The following is a 21,028-nucleotide window of genomic DNA, read 5'->3' on the forward strand; positions in this document are numbered from 1 at the left end:
TCCGTGAGACCGCCCCCGCACGACCGAAGTCCCGTTACACTCCCGCCACCCGGCGAAAGACCAGGTCAGACAGCGAAATCCTGCTGGAGTACTAGGCGGCTTCGTCCGCTGTGCGCCGGGTCCCAGGACGATCAGGCGGCTGCACCCCCGCCTCAGACGACCGAGAAAGCCATGCATCCCCACGAGTTGTAGCCCGAAACGATGGCCAGGATCCGATCGCCCGGCTCGATGATGCTCTCCGACGCCATCGCGGACACGTTGATGAGAGCGTCTGCCGCGAAGCAGTGGGAGTAGCCCGCCACGGTGCCCCGGTAGGTCCGGTCGAACGGCACCTCCGCCGCGTTCGCGAAGGTCCTCAGCGTGGGCTCGAGGTAGTTGTTGGTGACGAGGTAGGAGAAGTCTGCCGGACCGAGCCCGGTCCTCTCGTAGAGCTCCGCGGCTGCCCGGCGCACTCCGCGGGCCGTCGCCATGGCCATCGCCATCGGCTCGGACTCCGACGTCAGAGCATGCAGTCCTGCCTCGACGGTCATGGTCGTGCCGAGCAGCTGCAGACCGTGCTCGGGGCGACGGGTACTGACGACGCAGGTGGCAGCGCCATCGCTGAGCACCCCGATGCCGCCACCGAGCAGGCGTTGCCCCGGTCGGCAGACATCGGTGGTGGCGACCAGCGCGGTGGTGGCGTCGCCGCCGCGCAAGCAGGCCACCGCGGTGCGCACGGCGGCGGCCAGGTTCGCGCAGTTGGCCAGGCCGACGCCGATCAGCGGGGTGCGGTTCAGTCCTATGGCCTGAAGGAACCGCGCCGCGTCCAGCTCGGGGTCGGCGCTGTCCCAGAACGTGTTGGTCGCGTAGACGACCAGATCGACGGCTGCGGTCGAGGAGGACGGATCGAGCGTCGACGTCGCGCTGTCTGCTGCCAGCTGCCATGCCTGCCGGTCGGACTGCCGGAAGTGCGCCAGCCCGCCTCGCGTCAGCTGCTCCAGCGCCTCCGACGACAAGATTTCGGGCAGCACCGCGATGTCGTTCGACTCTCCGACCGCGACGCCGATCCGGGTCAGGAAGATGTCGGGCCAGGCTTCACCCGCCCCCGTGGTCATCGTCGAGCGAGGTGGCGGCGGCAGGCGGAGGCGAGTTCTTCGATCGTCTCCGCTCCCTGGAACACCTCGAACGGCAGCTCGGTCGCCAGCAGGCTGTCCAACCTGCTGGCGACGTCGACCGCCTGCAACGAGTCACCACCGAGGTCCTTGGTGAAGGAGTCCTGGACGCTGATGTCGTCGAGGTCGAGCACCTGCTGCCAGATCCGGAGTATCTCCGCCTCCATGTCGTCACGCGGCGCGACGATCGGGCGGGTCCGCTCCACCGGTGATTCGCGGGGCTCGGGAAGTGCTCCCCGGTCGACCTTGCCGTTCGTCGAGAGCGGAATCTCGGGAAGGTTGATGAACCGGGCGGGAACCATGTACTCGGGGAGTCGGCTCGCGAGGTGCTCGCGCAGTTCTCGGCGCCCGGCCCGGCCCACGACGTAGGCCACCAGCTGGCTCTGGCCCTCGGATTCGCGCACCACCGCGACGGCTTGACGGACGTCCGGGTGCGTCCCGAGGCTGGCCTCCACCTCGCCGAGTTCGATGCGGAACCCCCTGACCTTGGCGAGGTGATCGGCTCGTCCTGCTGAGGTCAGGAGACCATCCGCGTCCTGACGGACCAGATCCCCCGTGCGGAAACCCACCTCGGAGAACTGGCCGGCATTGAGCTCGGCCTGGCCGAAGTAGCCCAGGGTGACACCGGGTCCGCTGACGTGCAGTTCGCCGATCTCGCCCGGAGCTGTCGGAGTGTGGTCGGGGTTCAGCACGCGCACGTCGACGATGTCCGTGACCGGGTAGCCCATCGGTGCGGGGCGCTCCTCGCCCGGCTTGCACCGCCAGTGCGAGACCACCGGCACCTCGCTGCTGCTGAACACGTTGTGCAGCGCAGTCTCCGGGAAGATCGCGAAGAACCTCTGCTGCAGGGCCGGGGGCAGGGGTTCGCCCGCACACAGGACATGGCGCACCGCGGTGCAGCTCGCGGCCTCGGGTTGTTCGAGGAACAAGCGCATGACCGACGGGATGAAGGTGGAGATGGTGATCTGCTTCCTGGCCGTCAACCTCGCCAGGTAGCCGAGGTCGGTCTGTCGGCCCGGAGGGACGACCACCGTGCTGCCGCCGGTCAGCAGCGGCCAGAGCAGGCCGTGCACGAGGGCCACGAAGTTCACCGACATCTTGAGCAGGTGGCGATCGCCGGGGCCGACGCCGAACGCGTCGACGATCCACGGGATCTGGACCGCGCAGTTCTCGTGGGACAGAGTCACCTGCTTCGGCCGGCCGGTCGAGCCCGAGGTGCTGAAAATGAAGGCTGCGTCGCCCGGCACCGTGACGACGGCCGGCGCGGTCGTCGACACGCGATCGGACACCTCGAAGTGCGGGTGCGCGAAGTCGAGCCGCTCGGCCGCGGCGCGGGGCGCGATGAGCGCTGCAGCGGCCCCGTTCCGCAGGATCTCCTGGTTGCGCTCGGACGGCTCGTCCGGGCTCAGCGGGAGGCAGACGGCTCCCGCCTTGAGGATACCGACCACGGCCGCGGCGTACTCGACCGAGCGGTCGAGGCAGACGGCCACCGAGTCACCGTGCTCGACACCGCGGTCGAGCAGTGCTTCCGCCACCGCGTTGGCACGGGCGTCGAACTCCGCGTAGGTGACGGAAGCATCGTTGACATGAATTGCATCGAGGTCCGCGTACTTCCTCGCTGCGACCGCGAACAGGTCTATCAGCGTTGCTGTCACAGGCGTACCTCTTAGAGTGTGGGACGAACGACGAGCACGGCGGCGACCAGACTGGGAGCTTGCACGAACCACGTGGGTCCGGGTGTGCCGAACAATCGAGTGCGGGATGTTGGGGAACGCGACGCGCCGCATATCTGGGTCAGTTCACGAAATCAAAAGCATTGTCATGACGTCAAGGTCTCGGGCGTCGCGCAATGTCGTTCGTGGTGCGTTCGTGACAGGCCGTCCCAGTTCGTCGCCCACCCGTTCTCGGGCTGCGCGAAGAGCCGTCGATCACCGCGTCGATGCTCGACAGCGGGCCGGGGAACGATGCGTGGAGAGCGGTTTCCCGGTCGGGGCGAGGATGCACGGGCCGGACGAGAGCGGGGTGTCGCCAGGCGCCGCCGACCGGACGTCCGTCGAGCCGTGTTCCGGGGACCGGGACGCGGTGCGGCGCGGCGGGAGCGGAGATCGACGGCGGATCCCGGTGCGTGTTCGCCGGTGCGCCGAGGAGGCCGAAGGCTCCGCCGGATCGCGGTCGCGACCACCGGTGAGCTGGTGCTGGGCGCCGGATCGGGCGGCACGGACGGCCGGGGTGACGGAGCCCTCCACGTCGTCGCCCTCGCCGGTCAGGAGCTCGGTCCGGGCCGCCGGCGCGACCGGCAGGACTTGACCGGGCGCCGCGGACGCCCTGCTGCGTTCCACCGCGGGTCGACGTGTCCTGGTGGGCCCACCGACGGCACGTCACCGCCTGCGTCGACCAGGACCGCGCCGAGCTGGTCGGTTCCGAACACCCACAATCAGCGGAACGGCCGCGAAGGCCAATAGATGCACGGCAGGATCACAGCGGACTCGGTGCGACAGATCGAGGGTGGACCCGTCGACGAGGCTTCCCGCCGGCGTCGATCGCGGCGTGCGAACCTGCATCATCGGTCACTGGTGGCGCGCCTCATCACGCCGACCCGGTTCCCTCGCGCCGGGCTGGCCCGGGCCTGCGTGCACCCCATTTCCCGAAGACCCGTGATGCTGTAGCCTGCAGCCCGGAAGGCAGGGAATCTGCGCGATTAGCCGCTGGTGGCTCTTCGGCCAGCCACCTCGACGAGTATCGGTGACGGCGTCCTGCGGCCATGGGAGGGATGTAGTCCTTGTCCAACGAATCTATCGCATCAATCCTGGATCGACTGCTCCGCGCGCACCTGCCGAATATCGGGGACGACATGGTCATCGGTCAGCACGAACCTCTTTCGAGGTTGGGTCTGGACTCCTTGGGCATGGTCCGGCTGGCGATGCGGATGGAGCGAGAGTTCCAGGTGGACCTCCCGGACGGGTTCCTGGTTCCCGAGACCTTCGAGACCCCCGCCTCCATCGCCGCTGCCGTCGCGGCCCTGCGCCCGGATCTGGACATCGCGTCATGAACACCGTCGCGGCGCAGGCGACCTCCGAGGCCGTCACCGCGGTCGCGGACGTCGCCGCGGCGCACGCGGAGCAGGTCGACCGTGAGTCGCGGTTCCCGGTCGAGGCGGTGGAGGCGCTGCGGAGCGGTCGCCTGCTGTCCATGGGTGTCCCGGCCGGGTTCGGCGGCGGCGACCAGGGCATCGGCACGGTGGCGCGGACGACCACTGCGCTCGCCCGGAAGTGCGGATCCACCGGCCTGATCTTCGCGATGCACCAGAGCCAGATCGCGTCCTTGGTCCGACACTCTGAGGACGAGGCGGTCCAGCGTGCTCTGCGGCGCATCGCCGCCGAGGAACTGCTGGTCGCGTCGGCCACGACGGAGGCGAGCGTCGGGGGTGACGTGCGCACGAGTTCCTGCTTCGTCGAGCGGGTCGGCACCCGCTTCCGGCTGGCGAAGCAGGCGTCCGTGATCTCGTACGGTGGACACGCCGACATCATCCTGGTGACCGCCCGGCGGGACGCGGCCAGCGATCCGCAGGACCAGGTTCTGGTCCTCTGCGACCGGGACGGCGTCACCCTGGAGCAGAACGTCGTCTGGGACGTGCTCGGCATGCGCGGCACGTGCAGCCACGGCTACGCGCTGCTGGCCGAAGGCGACGGGGACGCCGTCATGACCACCCCGTACGCCGTCATCAGCGCCCAGACGATGTTGCCGGTGTCCCACGTCCTCTGGGCGGCGGCGTGGCTGGGGCTGGCCGAGGAAGCCGTCGAGAGGGCCCGGCTGTTCGTCCAGGCGTCCGCCCGGAAGAAGCCGGAGGTGGTGCCGCTCGGCACGGTGCGGCTCGCCGAGGCGACAGCTCGGCTGCACCAGATGCGGGCACTCGTGGGCGCCGGGGTCGGCCGCTTCAAGGAACTCGCCGCCGTCCCCCACGAGCTCTCGCGCATGTCGACGGTGGTCGAGTTCAACAGCCTCAAGGTCTCCGCCTCGACGCTGGTGGTGGAGATCGCGGCAGCGGCCATGTCGATCTGCGGCATCGCCGGCTACCGCTGCGACGGCCCCTACAGCGTGGCCCGGATCCTGCGCGATGCGTACGGCGCTGCTCTCATGGTCAACAACGATCGGATCAACGGCAACAACGGGCAGCTCATGCTCGTGGGGAAGTCGTTCTGATGCGGTTGGAGGACCGGTTCCTGGCTGTGCTGGCCGACCACCGGGACGAACCCGCCATCGTGGAACCGCATCGTTCGTGGACGTTCGCCGAGGTCGACGCGCTCGCCCGGCACTGGGCCGCAGGGCTGCGCTCCCGAGACGGCAGCCGTCCCGCTGCGGTCGCCGTGCTCGCAGGACGCAGCGCGACCGGCTGCATCGGCGTGCTCGCGGCGTTGTACGCCGATGCCGCGTTCGTGCCGGTCAATCCGGCGTTCCCGGCCGTGCGCAGTGCGGGCGCGATGGCCGTGACCGGGGTGGGCGTGCTCATCGCCGATGTGACCGCCGACCAGGAGCTGGTCGCTGCGATCCTCGCCGCCCATCCGGTTCCGGTGCTGTGGGCGGATCCCAACGCCCCGGTGCCGGTCAGCGACGCCGGACTCGGCCGGCGATTTTCCGAGATCGCGTACGTGCTCTTCACGTCCGGTTCGTCGGGGAGCCCGAAGGGCGTGTCGATCTCCCACGCCAACGTCGACGCGTTCCTCGACGCCGCTGTCGCCCGCTATCCGATGGGTCCCCCGGACCGGTCGGCTCTGACCTGCGACCTGACCTTCGACCTCGCTCTGGCGTCGCTGTTCCTGGCCTGGTCGCAGGGATGCGCGATCGTGCCGGCCTCCGTGTTCGCCATGGGGGATCCGGCGCGGTTCGCGGCCCGCTACGGGATCACCGTGTGGACGTCGGTGCCGTCGGCCATCGGCCTGGCGAGGGATGCCGGGTCGCTGGTCCCGGGGTGCCTGCCCGGCCTGCGGATCAGCATGTTCTGCGGTGAGGCCCTGACGGTCGACGCGGCCACCGCCTGGTCGCGGGCCGCACCCGGCTCCGCCGTCGTCAACAACTACGGTCCGACCGAGGTGACGATGTTCTGCACCGCGTTCGAGTTCCGCTCCGACCCACCGCTGGACGGCCCCACCGTTCCCATCGGACACCCCTTCGAGGGCGTCGAGATCGCTGTCGTCGACGCCGACGGCCGTCCGGCTGAGGCCGGTGAGCTCCTGCTGCGAGGACCTCAGATGTTCGGCGGTTACGTGGACCCCGGCCAGGACGACGGAGCGTTCACGGAGACGGACGCGCCGGGCGGTCGCTGGTACCGGACCGGCGACCTGGTCCGGTCGGGCGTCGACGGTCTCACCTACATCGGCCGACGCGACGATCAGCTGCAGGTCGGCGGCTTCAGGGTGGAGCCGGCCGAGGTGGAACAGGCGATTCGTGCCCTGCTCGGAGTGGCCACCGCGGTCGCGGTCCAGCGGAGGAACACGATCCTCGCGTTCGTGTCGCCGGCGCCGGCGGCCGAGGATCCGCTCCTCCTGATCGAGGAGGTGCTGCCGGCCTACATGTGTCCGAAGCACCTGATCGTCGTCGACGAGCCGCGGCTCAACGCCAACGGCAAGATCGACCGCCGCTACTACCGGGACCGTGCCACCGAGCTCGCGGTCTGAACCGGATCCCCAGGCATCGCGGCCGCTCCCAGGTCCCCGGCTCGCTGCAACCCGTAGCTCCGACCTCGCTAGGAGATTCCAATGAACACATCGGCCGAGTCGGTACCCGACGATGCGCTCGGCGTCAGCTCGTGGGAGGTGACCCAGGAGACCGAGGTCGAGTTCGGTGGCCTCGGCTGGACCGTGCTCCCCAGCGTGTATCCCATGCACCTGGTCCGATCGAGCGAGTTCTTCCGGCGGCAGCTGAGCGCTCTTCCGCCGGTCCACTCCTTCCTGGAGGTCGGCTGCGGCGCCGGTGCGTTGTCGGTGCTCGCCGTCAAGAACGGTCTCTGCCAGGAGGCCACGGGCGTCGACATCAATCCCAACGCACTGGCCGCGTCGCAGATGAACGCTCGTCGGCACGGCGTCGAGGACGCGACGACGTTCGTCTACAGCGATGTGTTCGACGGGGTCTCGGACTCGCAGTTCGATCTCATCTTCTGGAACTCGAACGGCGCCCTTCCGGATTCCGGGGAGATCCTCGACGAGGATGCGGCCATCTCGCGCCACGAGAGAGCCATCTTCGATCCCGGCTACGCCAGTCACCTGCGGTACCTCGAACTGGGCCGGAACCATCTCCGACCCGGAGGTCGGCTCCTGATCGGGTTCTGCGGTAACGGGGATCTCGAGTTCATCAAGGAGAAGGCAGCGGGCCTCGGCCTGAGCCTGGAACTCCTGGCCACCGACGATGAAGGAAGTCACCCGCACTACCTCCTGGAGATCCGGGAGACCTCTCCCGCCTAGGGTGCTCGGTGCTCGACCTGCGCCGGCGGGGTGGCGACCATCGTGCTGGTCGCGGCGCGCGATCACGCGGAGAGGAGCTGCGCGGCGGGGACGTCGCGGTCGGCCGCCGTCGGGTCCGCGGTCGGCCTGACGACGACGGTCGGTGAGCGCTGGCCGACACGGAGTTCGCCGCGCTGATCTCCCCTTCGCGCCTGGTCCGTCGCCATGCCGCGGAGGTCCTCGGGCCCACGAGCTCAGCGCTGCCGCGGCCACCGGTGCCGATCCGCGGATCGCGGACGTCGCCCGACGGTGCCTCGACGGGTCCTGGGCCGGCGGCGCCGGGCGACCCGAGCCCACCGGCCCGCCTCGGCCGCCGGCAGCGGAACTCGACGGATCCCCCATCCGGACGACCGTGCCTGCCTCCGCCATTCGCCGTGATCTTGAAGGTGGCGTGCCGGAACAAGGAAAAGTGCCCCTGAGCTGGGGTAATGCGATCTGCTGAGACTGCAGGACACCCAGGACGAGGAGCACCTTTCAGGTGCACGACAGCGCGTGGTCGAAAGATCTGACGGTCGACGTCGATGGGCACGGGGTCGCACACCGGGTCGCCGGTGCTGCGCCTGATCGCGGACAACACCGGGCTGACCGCCGGGTTGTCCCGGGCGGTGACCCGCCGCGGGTTCACCCCAGTCCACGACCGCGGCCGGGTCGATGACCCCTGTCGCTTCGGCCACGCCGATCGCCGAGGCTCAGGTTTCGCGCGCTCCGACTCCGCTGGACGTACGCCGCACCGCGGTGACCCAGGCCGTACACCGTGCCGCGCGGGCACCACGCACAGCAGCCGACCTCCGGGTGATGGCCGCGCAGAGCCGCTCCACGGGGGCGGCGCAGAAACGGACGGGACACCCCGCGCCCGCGACCTCTGCCCGGCTGCCGGCCAGCTCGCCGAGGCCCCGGCGCGGACGCTGACTCCCACCCCAGGCCGCACTCCACTCGCGACCGTCCCCGCCCAACAGGAGTTCCACCATGCCCACCACCACCATGCTCGACCAGGCCACGGCCATGATCGAGAACACCTGGGGCCAGCCCATCGAAGCTCTTGAGGTCCTAGGGGTCCGCCGCCCCAGCGAGGACCCGCTCCTGGGCTGCGCCATGCACACCCGCGCGGCCCTGGCCATCACGGACAGCGCGGTAACCGTTCACCAGGACCACCTTCACGCCCTGTCGCGGCATGGGTACGTGCCTGACTTCTACGAACTCGACCGGATCACCGAAACGGCGGTCAAGCCCCGCGTCGCCCACGCGGAGAGCCGTGCGTACCTCCAGGCGATCCGGCGCGTGGTGGAGGCTCGGGAGGCCGCCGGACCCGAGGTTGCGGCATCGGCGGTTCGGCTGGCTCAGGCCGCTGTCGCCCGCTCCGGGCAGACGCGGCACGCCCCGGGGGCCGTGCCCGAACCGTCCTCTCCGGCGGCGGTCGTAGGTCCGTCAGAGCCCACAACGGGGCCCCGACGTTGAAGGCTTCGCTCCGATTCTCGTCGCGGGGGCCCTCTTCGGCCCGGGGGCCCACCGCGCTAGCTCCTCCACCGTCAGCTCCACGCGCCGGCCTTCGGCGACCCGGCGCTCCACCGTCTCCTCGTCCGGCCACCGGTCGGGCTGTGCGCCGACTCCCCACTGGCCGTCGGCGACCATCGCGATGTCGCCCACGGTCCAGGCCCGTCCGGCGGCGCGGATCTTGCGTTCCAGTCCGGCGCCGTCCCAGTGTCTGCTCGCCTCGGCCATCCCCTGCTCCCCTTCACCGACGTGCGGTCCCTCACCGCAACCCAGGTACGACAACCGCGGTCGCAGATCCATTCCCGGCCAGCCGACCGCTCGGCTGTGGTCTCCAGTTCGCCCACGGCAGACGGCATCCCCGGGGAAACGACTACGCACTTCGGCATGCTGCATGCCAACGTACGGGTGTCGGGAAACCCGCAGGTCAACGAATGGATCGTCCAACCGTGAACGCCTCTGCCACCCTCCTGCCCGCCGTCGTCCGCCCCGCCGTGGAAGACCGCCACTGGCTCTCCTCCGACCACTGCGCCGCTCCGGTGCTCGACCTCCTGGACGCTCTCGGCTGGACGATCGCCGAGACCCCGGAGGCCAACGTCCACGCGACCAGCCCGGACGGCGGCGTCTACGTCGGCTGGCTCCCCGAAGACCCCTCCGCCTAGCTTGCTCTTTAACGTCCGGCATCGAATGGCAGGTCGAACTTGATCACCCGGTTCGGTAACTGCCATACACGGAGGCGGCCTTCGTCTGAACATGTGCTCCGACCAAGGAACACACACATTCAGAACGAAGGCCGTGAGGATGAGTCTGCTGCATCACGACGCCCGGTCTGACGTATTGGCACAACTGTCATGCTTCCGGGGCGAGTTCTACTCCTGCCTGACCACCCGTTCGGACGCGTTGTTCGAGCTGGCTGATGCCGTTCTGTGCGGCGACGGGCCGGTGAGGTCTCTGGCCGAGCTGTCGCTGGTGGGTGAACACCGACGCGGCCATGGAGGGCTCTACGCCGCAGTGGCCCGTGGACGCATCGATGCCGACCGGCTGCGGCGGGCACTGGCCGAAGTACCACTGCCGCGGGCTGCCGACGGCCGACTGGTCCTGGCCATCGACGTCACCTGCTGGCTGCGGCCCGACGCCCACACCTCACCGCAGCGGATCCTGTGCCACACCTACGGCTGGGGCAAGGACCAGCACATCCCGGTCCCCGGCTGGCCCTACTCGATCATCTGCGCGCTGGAACCGGGCCGCAGTTCATGGACCGCCCCGCTGGACGCTCTGCGTCTGACGCCCGGCGACGACACCGCCACCGTCACGTCCCGCAAGCTGCGCGATCTGCTTCAGCGACTGATCACAGCGGGGCAGTGGCAGACCGGTGATCCCGACATCCTCATCGTCGCAGACGCCGGATACGACGCACCCCGCCTCGGCTTCCTCCTCAAAGACCTACCGGTCCAAGTGCTGGCCAGGATGCGATCCGAAGGTCAGAATCGCAGACGACTTCCCCCCACCGCCGGACAGCAACCAGCAGGACGACAGCGGTCGCCCGATTCCGGAACCCGTGAGCGATAGCCAGGCCATCGCCCGCCGATCAACCGGCATCCGGAGTAAGGGCCCATTTACCGCCTTCGTTGAAGCGGAACCGCCTCGGAACGGCTCGGAACGGCTCGGCATCGCTCACCGGAACTCACGAGTGCTCACTGAAACACAGGCGGCTGAAAGGAACCGGCGGCATCCGCGACCGATGCGCTAACACCCTAAGGTGAGCACTGTCACACGACGGAATTCGTGACCTGCGGATTCGTAGGCAGAGTGCAGCCAGAATATGGTGAGACTGCATTGAGAGTGTAGTGAAAGTGAAAGGTGCGACACCAGCGGACGTATGGGTGAGCGCTGTACTCCCTGCCTAGGCAGTACAGCGGAGCCGTGGAACGTCCTACACTCCCAAATGCACGAAGGAGCCCTTAGTCCCCAACGGGTTTCTCAGGCCACTGAGTTGGGAGGGCTCCTCGCGCATGCCCCTGAACGCAACGGAACGTAAAGGACAGCATGAGCGAGCGTAGCGCGAATTCGGATCCGGAGCATCCTCGCCGGGTGGAAAGAATTCTGGTGCCTATCCGCAGTCACCTGCTGAAATGGCGCGAAAGCGGTGGACGCAGTGTCCATTACCACTTTCTCATCGGGGTTGCCTACAAGGTGGGCAGCGGCGCCGTGACGGTGCTGATCCTGTGGCGCCGACGTCGACCCCGCGCCTGCGGGGATCCTCCGGTGCCGATCCGCATCGCCGCGGTCGTCATGCAGTCGACCTCGCGCCTGCGGGGATGCTCCGAAGAAGCCGGCGCCGGGGCCGGCCGCGACGCAGTCGACCCCGCGCCGACGGGGTTGCTCCGGCCCTCGCCGCAGCCCACGGCGTGGGGGTCGAGTCGACCCCCGCGCCCGCAAGGATTCTCCGCTGGCCCTGCGGGACTTGCCGCTCGTCCACCAGTCGATCCCGCGCCCGCGAGGATCTTCTGCGGTCGAGCGCATGGATGCGGCACGTGAGATGGTCGACCCCGCGTCTGCGGGGATGCTCCCATGCTGTGGACCGAGGCCATCGGGTATGTGCAGTCGACCAGTATTGCGGCCGGCTGCTTGTCGGGCACAGGCGCAGGTTGTTCTGGGTGTGCGCTCTCGACAGGCTGCGTGGTCTCCGGCTTTACGGTGGTGTCAGTCAGGTGATGTCTCTGCCATGGTCGTCGGGTCCGCCGTGAGATTTACGCTCTCGGTGCGGGGTGTCGTTGGCGGTGTTTGGCCCATGCTGTGGCGGCGTGGTGCATGGTGTGGGTCCATTCGTCTGGGGTGTCGGTGGCGGCGATCGATTGCCACATCCGTTCTTGAGCGCGTGCGAAGGCGTCGACGGATGCGACGAGTGCTGTGTTCCAGGCGGGGTGGGGGTGTACGTGTTCCTCGGCTTCTTGGGGGGTGTGGCCGCAGGCGATGAGCCAGATCACCCATAGGGCGGGGTCGATCCAGGCGGCGCCGCGGGTGGCCCATCCCCAGTCGACCAGGCGGGCCCGGCCGTTGGTGATGAGGATGTTGTCGGGTTTCCAGTCGGTGTGCAGCAGGGTCGGGCCGCCGAACGTTTTCAGGACGTGGGGGTCATCGACGTAGGTGTTCATCCGCTGGGGCATCGTCGGCAGGGTGACTGATGAGGGGGCGGTGATGGAGGAGAGGCTCCACATGGCTTGGAGGACGAGTTGCAGGTGAGTGGAGCCGGGCGTGTAGTCGGCGAGGGCTAGGAGATGGCGACGGCCCTCGTAGCGACCCTGGGCAGCCTCACCCCGGAGCGCACCACCAAGGAGCGAGTGGTCGTCCATGGCTCGGGCACCATGCCCGCCAACTGGAAGATCAGAATGCCCAACCACACCGCTCTCGACGTCTGCGGCTGCAGAGACTGCTTGCGGCCTGATCACACGACCACGTGGTGCGACGACTCCTCATGCGCTCCCGGCGCTGGCGGGTCTTTTCCATCTGCCTGCGGTCAGACCTTCGCGGCCGTGCGCGCCTTGATGGTGAGGGCAGCCGCGGTCATCATGAGCGCGCCGAAGAGCGCGGCGCACGCGTACATTGTGAAGCCGATGTCGGAGTTGCCCGCCTCGATGAGGGCGCCGCCGATCCACGGGCCGAAGATGGCGCCGAAACGGCCCATGCCAGCGACCCAGCCGAGGGCGGTGGGGCGGTCCTCGTCGTTGTGGTGGGTGCCGACCGTCGCGTAGACCATGGTCTGGCCGGAGAAGAGCAGCAGTCCAGCGAAGAAGACCACCGCGTACAGGAGGCCGACCGACATCTCGACGCCCATGAGGTAGACGAAGACGGCGGTCAGGATGAACCAGGCGATAACCACCTTGCGCGGGCCGATGCGGTCGGCGGTGCGGCCGGCGATGAGCATGCCGCAGATGCCGCCGACGTTCAGGAACGTCGAGAAGAGCAGCGAGTCGCCTGTGTCGTAACCGAGGTCAATCATGATCTTCGGCAGCCACTGGCCGACTCCGTAGACCAGGAGCAGACCCGCGAAGGACGTCAGCCAGAAGCACAGAGTGGTGGACCACTGGCGGTTGCGGAAGAGGTTCTTCAGCGCGTCCAGCTTGTCCCCGCGGTCCGCCTTCGGCTCGGTCAGCTCGGTGCCGTAGGCGGCGGCGAGCAGCTCGGCGTCGCCGCGGCGGCCGCGGGTGAGCAGGTTGGTGGGCGACTCGGGCAGTAGCTTGAAGGCGACCGGGAGCAGGATCAGGGCGGGCAGCGCGGAGACGATGAAGGCCGTTCGCCAGCCGTGGTCGTCGACCAGCCAGAGGGCGATCAGCGGGGCCAGGGCGCCGCCGGTCTGGTGGGCGGTCATGATGATGCCGGTGGCGAGGGCGCGGCGGCCGCGCGAGGTGAACTCCATGCCGTACGAGATTGCAATCGGCAGCAGCGCGCCGAGGCCGAAGCCGCACACGAAGCGGAAGAAGCCGAACTGGCCCGAGGACTGGGACCAGCCGGTGCCTAGCGTGGCGAGAGTGAAGATCGCGACGCTGACGAAGACGGTGACGCGGCGGCCGACCCAGTTCGAGGCCATGCCGGACAGGATCGTGCCGAGCAGCATGCCGAAGTTGGCGTAACTGCCGATCGTGCCCGCGACGTCGGGGGTGAGGCCGAGGCTGTGGCCGCCGAGCATCTTCGGAAGCACGGCGCCGTAGATGAACGTGTCGATGCCGTCGAGGAGGACGAGTCCCCAGCACATGGCGATGACGACGGTGCGGCTACGGCGGGTCGCTGTCCCGGTCGCCTGGGCGAGCGGGGAGGTGGCGGAGGAGGACATCGTTGTTTCCTCTCGTGCGGGACGTCAGGACAGGGCCCTGGTCCCTGGCTGCATGGGCAGTGGGGCTGGTGCGGCTCGCGCATCCGGTGGGGAGAACGGACGGAGCATGCCCCTGAGCTGCGGACTCCGCGCGGGGAGCCTCGAGCTCGCTGTGGCGTAGACGTTAAGAAGCCGCAGCCCGCTACGTCAACACTTTTGTTAACAATCCAGGCAACGATTCGGCCCCGGGATACGGGTAGCCGTTCCCCGGGGCCTGGGAGGAGAGATCACATCAGGGCTGCACGGGCGGCGTGCCGTGCGTGTGGAAGGACTCGATGGTCTTCAGACCCCACGCCTGGCCCTTCTTGCGCTCCTCCTCGGTCCAGGTGATGAGCGGCCAGTCGGGGGCGAGGACGAGGCGGGTGAGCGGGTTGCAGAGTTCGATGCGGTTGCCGCCAGGTTCGTAGACGTAAAGGAAGAACGTCTGCTGGATGGCGTGTTTGTGCGGTCCCGTCTCGATGAAGACGCCGGTGTCGATGGCGAGGTCGGCGGCGCGCAGGATGTCCTCGCGGGTGTCGGTGGCGAAGGCGATGTGGTGCAGGCGGCCCTCATTGCCGGTCCAATCGGACGTGTAGACGACGTCGTAGGACTTGTTGGTGTACGTCAGCCAACGTGCCGCGATCTTGCCGGAGTCGAGTCGGATCTGCTCGGTGGGGCGGGCGCCGAGGAACTGTTCCTGCCACTCGGCGTTGGCGAGGACGTCGGCGGCGAGGAAGTTGATGTGGTCCAGGCGGCGGACGCCGACGCCACGGTTGGGCTTCGCCTGTGGCTGGTTCTTGAGGGAGGGCTTGAGTGCTTGGGGGGCGTGGTAGTGCTCGCTCTCCCAGTAAAGGGCATGTTCGTGGCCGTCCGGGTCGGTGGTGACGTAGAGCCGGCCGAGACCGGGCTCGTCCTCGGTCCATTTTCCCGTGCCGCCCGCCGCTTCGATGGCCTGCACCCGGCGCCGGAGCGCCTCCTCGCTGGAGGTGCGCAGGGTGAGGCGGCCGAGGCCGGACCGATCGCGAGCGCTGAGGACGAGGCTATGGTGCTCGTAGTCGTCGAAGGTCCGCAAGTAGACGGTGTCGCCGTCCTGCCCGTTGACGGTCAGGCCCAGGAAGTCGGTGAAGAAGGCGACGGAGGCGTCCAGGTCGGGGGTGAACAGCTGGGCGTGGCCGATGTGGGCGATGTCGCCGAGAGGCGGGGTCATGAGCGACCTCCTGTGGGTGGTACGGGGAAGACGGTACCGTCGAAGATCTTGCGGGCGGTGCGGAGGATGGCGGTGCGAAGGGCTCTCGGGCCGCCCTCGGGGGCGCGATCGATGCTGCTCTCGATGTCTGTGAATCCGCTGGGATGCTCGATGCGGAGCCGGTCGCCCTCTTCGGGGAGGACGGCGATGCCGTGCGCGACGCTTCCCTCGATCCGCAGCCCGGCCGCCACGCCGGCGGCGCCCAGGACGCCGATGGAGGTGTGGACGCGGGCCGGGATGAAGGTGCGGGTGGTGACGGCGCCGCCGTGGCGGGGCGGTGAGAGGAGGGTGAGCTTGGGAACGGTGGTGTCGGTGACGTCGCCGAGTCCCATCAGTTGCCCGGCTGCCAGCCGGATCTCGTGGAGCCGGGCGGTCAGTTCCCGGTCGCTCTCCAGCTCCTTCGGATCCTCCTGACCGGTGACGTCGAGGGCCTCGGCCGGGATCAGGACGGTCGGCATACCGTTGTCGACGCACGTGACCTCGGTGTCGGCGACCGTGTCACGCACGTTCCCCGTGGGCAGCAACTGCCCTTTACCCGGCGGGAATTCGATGACGACGGCGGCGGCACTCCCGGGGACCCCGGAGATCTCCGTGTCGCCGTCGTAGTCGACACGGCCGTCAGGGGTCGGAAACGTCGCCGTGGCGAAGTCACCGGAGTTCACCATGCGGATGCGCACGGACGTCTTACCGCTCCCCGCGCGCACGAGTCCGCGCTCGACGGCGAACGGGCCGACCCCGGCGAGCAGGTTGCCGCAGTTCTGGCGGTCCGAGACCTCGGCTTTGTCCACGGCGACCTGGAGGAAGAGGTAGTCGATGTCGGCCTCGGGATCGGCCGACGGGGACACCACCGCTACCTTGCTCGTGAGCGGGTGGGCGCCGCCGAGACCGTCGATCTGGCGCGGGTCCGGGCTGCCCATGACCCGCAGCAACAGCCCGTCGCGGACGGTCTCTTCGGCAGGTAGGTCGTCTGCCAGAAAGTAGGCGCCCTTGGAGGTGCCGCCGCGCATCAGCATGCAGCGGACCCCCGCGAGGTCTGTCACGACTCGACCTCCTCGTACGATCGGTAGGTCACCCCGAGCCGGGTGAGGGTCTCCCGCAATCCGTACCGGTCCAGGCCCAGTTGCCCCTCCAAGAAGGCGGCGCGGGCCCCGACCTCCTTCCGCTCGCGGGCCTCGGATGCATCGGCGGTCTCGCGGGCGCGCTCGCGCGGGACGACCACCACGCCGTCGTCGTCGGCGACGATCACATCACCGGGGCGGATCACCTGACCGCCGATCACGATGGGGACGTTCACGCTGCCGCCGGTCGCCTTGACCGTGCCCTGCGGGCTGACGGCGGCGGACCAGGCGGGGAAACCCATCGCGCGCAGTTCGGCGGTATCGCGGATACCGGTGTTCAGGACGACGCCGCGCACCCCGCGCTGGGCGAGGGCGGTGGCGAACAACTCGCCGAACAGGCCGTCCGTGCACGGCGAGGTGGTGGTGACGACGAGGATGTCGCCCTCGCCGCACTGCTCGACCGCCGCGTGGATCATGAGGTTGTCGCCGGGCCAGCACAGCACCGTGACAGCGGTGCCCGCGACCCGGACACCCTGCTGGATCGGGCGCAGATGCGTGCCAAGGAAGCCGGTGCGGCCCATGGCCTCGCCGACGGTGGCTGTCCCGTAGCCGGCGAGCGCCTCGACGTCCTGCGTCTCGGCCTTGGGCGGGTTGGTGACGATCATGCCAGGCATCAGGCGAGCTCCTTCGCGATCTGCGGGTAGAGCCGCATGTACGCCTCGGCCATGGTCTTGTGGGCCAGGCCCAGATTGGGGCCGGCGTTGCGCTTGAGCTGGACGCCGCGGCGGACGGCAAGGTCGGTGTAGTAGTCCCACAAGTGCTGCTGGGCTGCGAGGCACTCCATCGCCTTACGCTTGGTCTCCCACACCTCGGTGATGTCGAGGAGGACCTCGGGCTTGAAGCCGCTCATCTCCGGCTGGTGCGGCTCGAAGTAGAAGACGGGCGGGGCGCCGATGATGTCGCCCTCGCCGGGGTAGCCGATGGCTTGGGCCAGGACGCGGGCCTCCAGGGCCATGCGGTTGGCGGCCGGGTGGTCGCCGTTGTAGGGGTCCTCGACCGGGTGCGTGAGCACGACGTCCGGCTGCGTCTCCCGGTACACGGCGACGAGCCGGTCGGTCAGCTCGGCCGTGGCGAGGAGCGGGTAGTCGCCGGCGTCGAAGAAGCGGACCTCGGCGCCGAGGACGGCGGCGGCTTTCTCCGCCTCCTTCCGGCGTATCGCCTTGATCTCCTCAAGTTTCTTGCCCTCCCGCCACGCCTTGGCCGACTCGCCGCGCTCACCGAAGGTCAGGCACGCGATAGTGACCTTCTCGCCCCGGGAGGCGGCCAGGGCGATGGCTCCGCCCGCCCGCCACACGAAGTCCCCTGCGTGCGCGGTGATGACGAGGGTCGATCGGGGCGGAGCGGCGGCGGGTGCGCCGTTGCCGTGGGTCATGCTGCATCTCCTTGGTGACAGGTGCCGCACCCGCCCCAGGAGCGCGTTTCAGCCGGCGCACAGGGCGTCGATCACGCTGCTGAGGTGGGCGCGAACGGCCGCCTCGGCCGCTTGCGGATCCCTGGCCCTGATCGCTGCGACCACGGCCAGATGCTCACTCAGGGACTGCTGCGGACGGCCCGGCCGCAGCGCCAGCTGGAAGCGGTGGCGCACCAGCTGGGCGTTGAGCCGCTCCAGGAGACCGACGGCCGTGTGCTGGCCGGAGGCGTCCCGGATCAGGGCATGGAGGTCATGGTTGAGCTCGGAGTAGGTGACCGGATCACCGTCGGTGACCGCCCTGGACATGGCCTTGCCCAGGTCGGCCAGCTCGTCGAGCTGCGCGTCGGTGGCCTCGGTCGCCGCCTTGCCCGCGCACAGCCCTTCCAACACCATCCGGCACTCCGTGATCTCCACGGCCTCCTGGACCGTCACCACCCGCACCCGCGAACCACGGTTGCGGATCCGCTCGACCAGCCCCTCGGAGGTCAGATCGAGCAGTGCGGCACGCATGCTGGCACGCGTGACGCCATACTTCTCGGCGAGCTCGTTCTCCACCAACCGCTGGGCCGGCGCCATCTCGCCCTGCAAGATCGCCTTCTTGAGGCGTTCCAGAGCGTACTGCTTGGCCTGCTCTCCGGAGCCTGGATGGGCTTCCTTCGGCATCTGCCCTCCCTGAGTGAGTGCCTGTCGACGCTAAATCTAGGCGAACAGAATTGTCAACGATTCTGTTCTCACTTTTGCGAGTAGGGCGGGCATGGTGGATGTCACAGGCGGCGCCCGACAGCCGCCCTGGTCGGGCATCCGGTGTTGAGCCTGATGCGGATCACCGGCGGGGCCGATTTTGCGGCGCAAGGCGCCAGACCTCGTGCCCGTGCCTGCCCTCGTTGAGGGTCAGGTCGCTGGCGGAGGGGGGAGCGGTTATTGCCGGCATCCCCGCTAGCCGCTGCCCTGCGGTGATCGCGCGCCGGATCAGTCCGCGCCTGCGCGAGACGTTCTTTTCAAGGTTGAAGGGTGTGAGGAACATGAGGGGCCAGCTGGTGGTGGCGCAATCGCCGCAGCGTGTCCAGGCCGTCCATAGCGGTCTGGACGGCGCGGCAAGGAACGGCGGCACGGGCGTATGGGGTCACGGTGTCGGTAGCTGGCTCCTGCGGCCCGTCACCTTGGCGACCCACTCGATGAAGTCACCCGGATCCTCGGTGGCGGCGTGGTCCTTGTCCCAGTGATACGGGTGGTTGACGTCGTCACCGGGGTTGTCCACGGCCAGGCGAGGTTCGCGGCGACTGTCGGCACCGTGTCGCTGTTGGATGTACCGAACGCGCCGGGACACCGGCTCGTGCCCGTCGATCTCCGAAAAATGTCTGCATGATTGCTGGGAATATTGTTGACAATCTTGTACCGTGCGTCTCGCCTTGACCTCAAGGTATCGGTGAAGCACTTGGTGCTCGATGAGGGGAGACCCATGCAGAGGCTCTCTGCGTCCTTTGGACGTGGCACGTTCGCTCACGCGGCGAGTACGGGGGCAGGGCGCCCCGCGACCCGCGGTCGACTCCTGAGAGGCGTGGCGCTCGCGGGTTCCCTCGCGCTCGCGGCGGTCGCGGTGCCGACCTCCGTCGCGGGGGCGGCTCCGGTGGCCGGGCGCGGTCACACGGCGGACCCCCAGGACGCCACGCTCGCCTTCGACTCCGTCGCCTACACGACGATCACCGTCACCGTGGACGGCCAACCGGTGAACGTCCGCTGGTACAAGGGGATCTGCTATGTAGCCAAGCCGGTCGCCGCGGCGGCCCAGCAGCCCGGCGGCCCCGGCGGTGGCAGCACCACGATCCCCGACACCGCCTGTGGCTACCAGAGCATGAACGTGTTCGTCCCGGAGAGCGCCTTCGGCGACCAGCGGGCGCCGGTCTACTTCGCGGTGAACAACAGTGGCTGGAAGGCCAGCTACATACGGGCGAGCGTTACCGCCGGCACCTCGTACAACAGCTCGACGAGCAACGTCGGCGCCGCGCTGAAAGCCGGGTACGTCTTCGTCGACGTCGCCAACCGCAGCCGTGGACTGATCGGCGCCGACGGCTGGTTCCCCGGCAAGGCCCCCGCCGCGGTGGTCGATGCCAAGGCCGCCGTGCGCTACCTGCGCCTCAACGACGCGACGATGCCCGGCAGCGCGGAGCGGATCGTCGTCAACGGCACCAGCGGCGGCGGCGCGCTGGCGTCGATCCTCGGTGCTTCCGGCAACAGCGGCGAGTACACCCCGTACCTCGCCGCGATCGGCGCCGCCGGCATCGATGCCAAGGGACGCAGCACCCTGCGCGACGACGTCTTTGCCGTCAACGCGTACTGCCCGATCACCGACCTCGGTCATGCCGACGCGGCCTACGAGTGGCTGTATAACGTCCTCGACACCCGAAACCGCACCGGTTCGAACCCTTCGCCCCAGGACGCCACCGCGATCGCGGCACAGTTCGCGGCCTACGAGAAGAGCCTCGGGCTGCGCAACCCCGACGGCACGCCGCTCACCGCCGCCACCATGCTCGACACCATCAGGAAGGAGGTCATCCGTTCCGCCGAGACCTACCTGAAGGCCAATCCCGCCCACACCATCCCGCCGCTGGGCGGCATCTTCGAGATCACGTCCGGCGGCCCCGGGACACCGCCCACCACCAAGTCGTATGTCAACGACTGGATCGACGTCGACGCCTCCGCCGGCAAGGTGCGCTCCGTCGACATGGCGAAGTACCTCGTCTTCGTCGCCACCCAGGCCACCCTCAAGACGACCCCCGCCTTCGACGCCGTGGGTGTCAACGGGAACACCACCAGCGGCACCGAGACCGACCTCTTCGGCCCGCCCACCCAGAAGTACCTGAACTACACCGAGTACAGCTGGAACCACAACGACGTCCCCGGTGACGGCAGCGGCCTCGACGACACCGGGCTGACCTGGAAGCAGTACACCGCCAAGAAGAGCACCACCCTCGACGACCAGGTCCACCTGATCGACCCGATGGACTTCGTCGGCACCAGCGCCGACACCGCGCCCAACTGGTACGTCCGCCACGGCACCCGTGACCGGGACACCGCGTTCACCGTCTCGGTCAACCTCGACCGGGCCCTCGCTGCGGACCCGCAGGTCAAGAGCCTGAACTACCAACTCGCCTGGAACCAGCCGCACGCAGGCAACTACGACGTGCCCGAGGCCATGGCCTGGATCGACGGCGTCGTCAGAAAGGCCGGCAACCCCCTCACCGCACGGCACAAGGGATAGCGGAGCCCCGGG

19 protein-coding genes and 1 pseudogene are annotated in these 21,028 nt (G+C 68.8%); 8 read left to right on the forward strand and 12 right to left on the reverse strand.

Annotated features, from left to right (window positions below):
* Positions 1–152 precede the first annotated feature (152 nt).
* Both ACFYXC_RS35460 and ACFYXC_RS35465 read right to left on the reverse strand, forming a co-directional pair.
* Positions 153–1,094 carry a hypothetical protein gene (locus ACFYXC_RS35460; RefSeq protein WP_389556533.1) on the reverse strand — a complete coding sequence of 314 codons (942 nt, stop codon included), beginning with the start codon at positions 1,092–1,094 and terminating at the stop codon, positions 153–155.
* A complete protein-coding gene (locus ACFYXC_RS35465; protein ID WP_099965363.1) occupies positions 1,091–2,806 on the reverse strand; it encodes a non-ribosomal peptide synthetase in 1,716 nt (571 codons plus the stop codon). Before ACFYXC_RS35465 ends, ACFYXC_RS35460 begins: the two co-directional genes overlap by 4 nt.
* Before the next feature lie 1,124 nt (positions 2,807–3,930).
* On the opposite strand from ACFYXC_RS35465, the gene ACFYXC_RS35470 reads away from it, so the two are divergent.
* From ACFYXC_RS35470 to ACFYXC_RS35485, 4 genes are all read left to right on the forward strand, one after another.
* Complete coding sequence (locus tag ACFYXC_RS35470; protein ID WP_249954491.1) at positions 3,931–4,200, forward strand: acyl carrier protein; 270 nt, start codon at positions 3,931–3,933, stop codon at positions 4,198–4,200.
* The gene (locus ACFYXC_RS35475; protein WP_099965361.1) at positions 4,197–5,351 is read left to right on the forward strand and encodes an acyl-CoA dehydrogenase family protein; all 1,155 of its coding nucleotides are present in this window, start codon (positions 4,197–4,199) and stop codon (positions 5,349–5,351) included. The genes ACFYXC_RS35470 and ACFYXC_RS35475 overlap by 4 nt, the downstream gene beginning before the upstream one ends.
* Positions 5,351–6,823, forward strand: coding sequence for an AMP-binding protein (locus ACFYXC_RS35480; protein ID WP_389556535.1), 1,473 nt, complete (start codon positions 5,351–5,353; stop codon positions 6,821–6,823). Before ACFYXC_RS35475 ends, ACFYXC_RS35480 begins: the two co-directional genes overlap by 1 nt.
* Before the next feature lie 81 nt (positions 6,824–6,904).
* The gene (locus tag ACFYXC_RS35485; protein ID WP_389556537.1) at positions 6,905–7,606 is read left to right on the forward strand and encodes a methyltransferase; all 702 of its coding nucleotides are present in this window, start codon (positions 6,905–6,907) and stop codon (positions 7,604–7,606) included.
* Positions 7,607–7,668: 62 nt separating this feature from the next.
* On the opposite strand, the gene ACFYXC_RS35490 is transcribed toward ACFYXC_RS35485, so the two are convergent.
* Positions 7,669–7,812, reverse strand: a complete 144-nt coding sequence (locus ACFYXC_RS35490) for a hypothetical protein (RefSeq protein ID WP_249954489.1) — start codon at positions 7,810–7,812, stop codon at positions 7,669–7,671.
* A gap of 799 nt (positions 7,813–8,611) precedes the next feature.
* Between ACFYXC_RS35490 and ACFYXC_RS35495 the strand changes: the two genes are divergently transcribed.
* Complete coding sequence (locus tag ACFYXC_RS35495) at positions 8,612–9,100, forward strand: hypothetical protein (protein WP_389556538.1); 489 nt, start codon at positions 8,612–8,614, stop codon at positions 9,098–9,100.
* On the opposite strand, the gene ACFYXC_RS35500 is transcribed toward ACFYXC_RS35495, so the two are convergent.
* Complete coding sequence (locus ACFYXC_RS35500) at positions 9,071–9,364, reverse strand: hypothetical protein (RefSeq protein ID WP_389556540.1); 294 nt, start codon at positions 9,362–9,364, stop codon at positions 9,071–9,073. The two genes, ACFYXC_RS35495 and ACFYXC_RS35500, sit on opposite strands and share 30 nt — an antisense overlap.
* 218 nt (positions 9,365–9,582) lie before the next feature.
* Between ACFYXC_RS35500 and ACFYXC_RS35505 the strand changes: the two genes are divergently transcribed.
* Positions 9,583–9,795, forward strand: coding sequence for a hypothetical protein (locus tag ACFYXC_RS35505; protein WP_389556542.1), 213 nt, complete (start codon positions 9,583–9,585; stop codon positions 9,793–9,795).
* 139 nt (positions 9,796–9,934) lie between these two features.
* A pseudogene (locus tag ACFYXC_RS35510) lies at positions 9,935–10,687 on the forward strand (transposase); the annotation flags it as partial.
* A gap of 1,196 nt (positions 10,688–11,883) precedes the next feature.
* On the opposite strand, the gene ACFYXC_RS35515 reads toward ACFYXC_RS35510, so the two are convergent.
* The 8 genes from ACFYXC_RS35515 to ACFYXC_RS35550 all read right to left on the reverse strand — a co-directional run bounded on the left by ACFYXC_RS35515 (position 11,884) and on the right by ACFYXC_RS35550 (position 19,015).
* Entirely contained in the window at positions 11,884–12,486 is a 603-nt protein-coding gene (locus ACFYXC_RS35515) for an aminoglycoside phosphotransferase (RefSeq protein ID WP_389556544.1), read from the reverse strand.
* 164 nt (positions 12,487–12,650) lie between these two features.
* Positions 12,651–13,964: an MFS transporter gene (locus ACFYXC_RS35520; protein ID WP_389556546.1), complete on the reverse strand. Its 1,314-nt coding sequence runs from the start codon at positions 13,962–13,964 to the stop codon at positions 12,651–12,653.
* Between the two features lie 271 nt (positions 13,965–14,235).
* Positions 14,236–15,189 carry a catechol 2,3-dioxygenase gene (locus ACFYXC_RS35525; RefSeq protein ID WP_389556548.1) on the reverse strand — a complete coding sequence of 318 codons (954 nt, stop codon included), beginning with the start codon at positions 15,187–15,189 and terminating at the stop codon, positions 14,236–14,238.
* Positions 15,186–16,241 carry a 4-oxalomesaconate tautomerase gene (locus ACFYXC_RS35530; RefSeq protein WP_389556656.1) on the reverse strand — a complete coding sequence of 352 codons (1,056 nt, stop codon included), beginning with the start codon at positions 16,239–16,241 and terminating at the stop codon, positions 15,186–15,188. Before ACFYXC_RS35530 ends, ACFYXC_RS35525 begins: the two co-directional genes overlap by 4 nt.
* Before the next feature lie 23 nt (positions 16,242–16,264).
* The gene (locus ACFYXC_RS35535) at positions 16,265–16,960 is read right to left on the reverse strand and encodes a 4-carboxy-4-hydroxy-2-oxoadipate aldolase/oxaloacetate decarboxylase (RefSeq protein ID WP_389556550.1); all 696 of its coding nucleotides are present in this window, start codon (positions 16,958–16,960) and stop codon (positions 16,265–16,267) included.
* A complete protein-coding gene (locus tag ACFYXC_RS35540; protein ID WP_389556552.1) occupies positions 16,960–17,718 on the reverse strand; it encodes a PIG-L deacetylase family protein in 759 nt (252 codons plus the stop codon). The genes ACFYXC_RS35535 and ACFYXC_RS35540 overlap by 1 nt, the downstream gene beginning before the upstream one ends.
* Positions 17,719–17,766: 48 nt before the next feature.
* A complete protein-coding gene (locus ACFYXC_RS35545; protein WP_389556554.1) occupies positions 17,767–18,420 on the reverse strand; it encodes a GntR family transcriptional regulator in 654 nt (217 codons plus the stop codon).
* Positions 18,421–18,880: 460 nt separating this feature from the next.
* Positions 18,881–19,015, reverse strand: coding sequence for a hypothetical protein (locus ACFYXC_RS35550; protein WP_389556555.1), 135 nt, complete (start codon positions 19,013–19,015; stop codon positions 18,881–18,883).
* Positions 19,016–19,315: 300 nt separating this feature from the next.
* Between ACFYXC_RS35550 and ACFYXC_RS35555 the strand changes: the two genes are divergently transcribed.
* The gene (locus ACFYXC_RS35555) at positions 19,316–21,016 is read left to right on the forward strand and encodes a subtype B tannase (RefSeq protein WP_389556557.1); all 1,701 of its coding nucleotides are present in this window, start codon (positions 19,316–19,318) and stop codon (positions 21,014–21,016) included.
* Positions 21,017–21,028: the final 12 nt, after the last annotated feature.

This window comes from Streptomyces sp. NPDC002701 (genome assembly GCF_042889045.1).
Classification (GTDB): domain Bacteria; phylum Actinomycetota; class Actinomycetes; order Streptomycetales; family Streptomycetaceae; genus Streptomyces.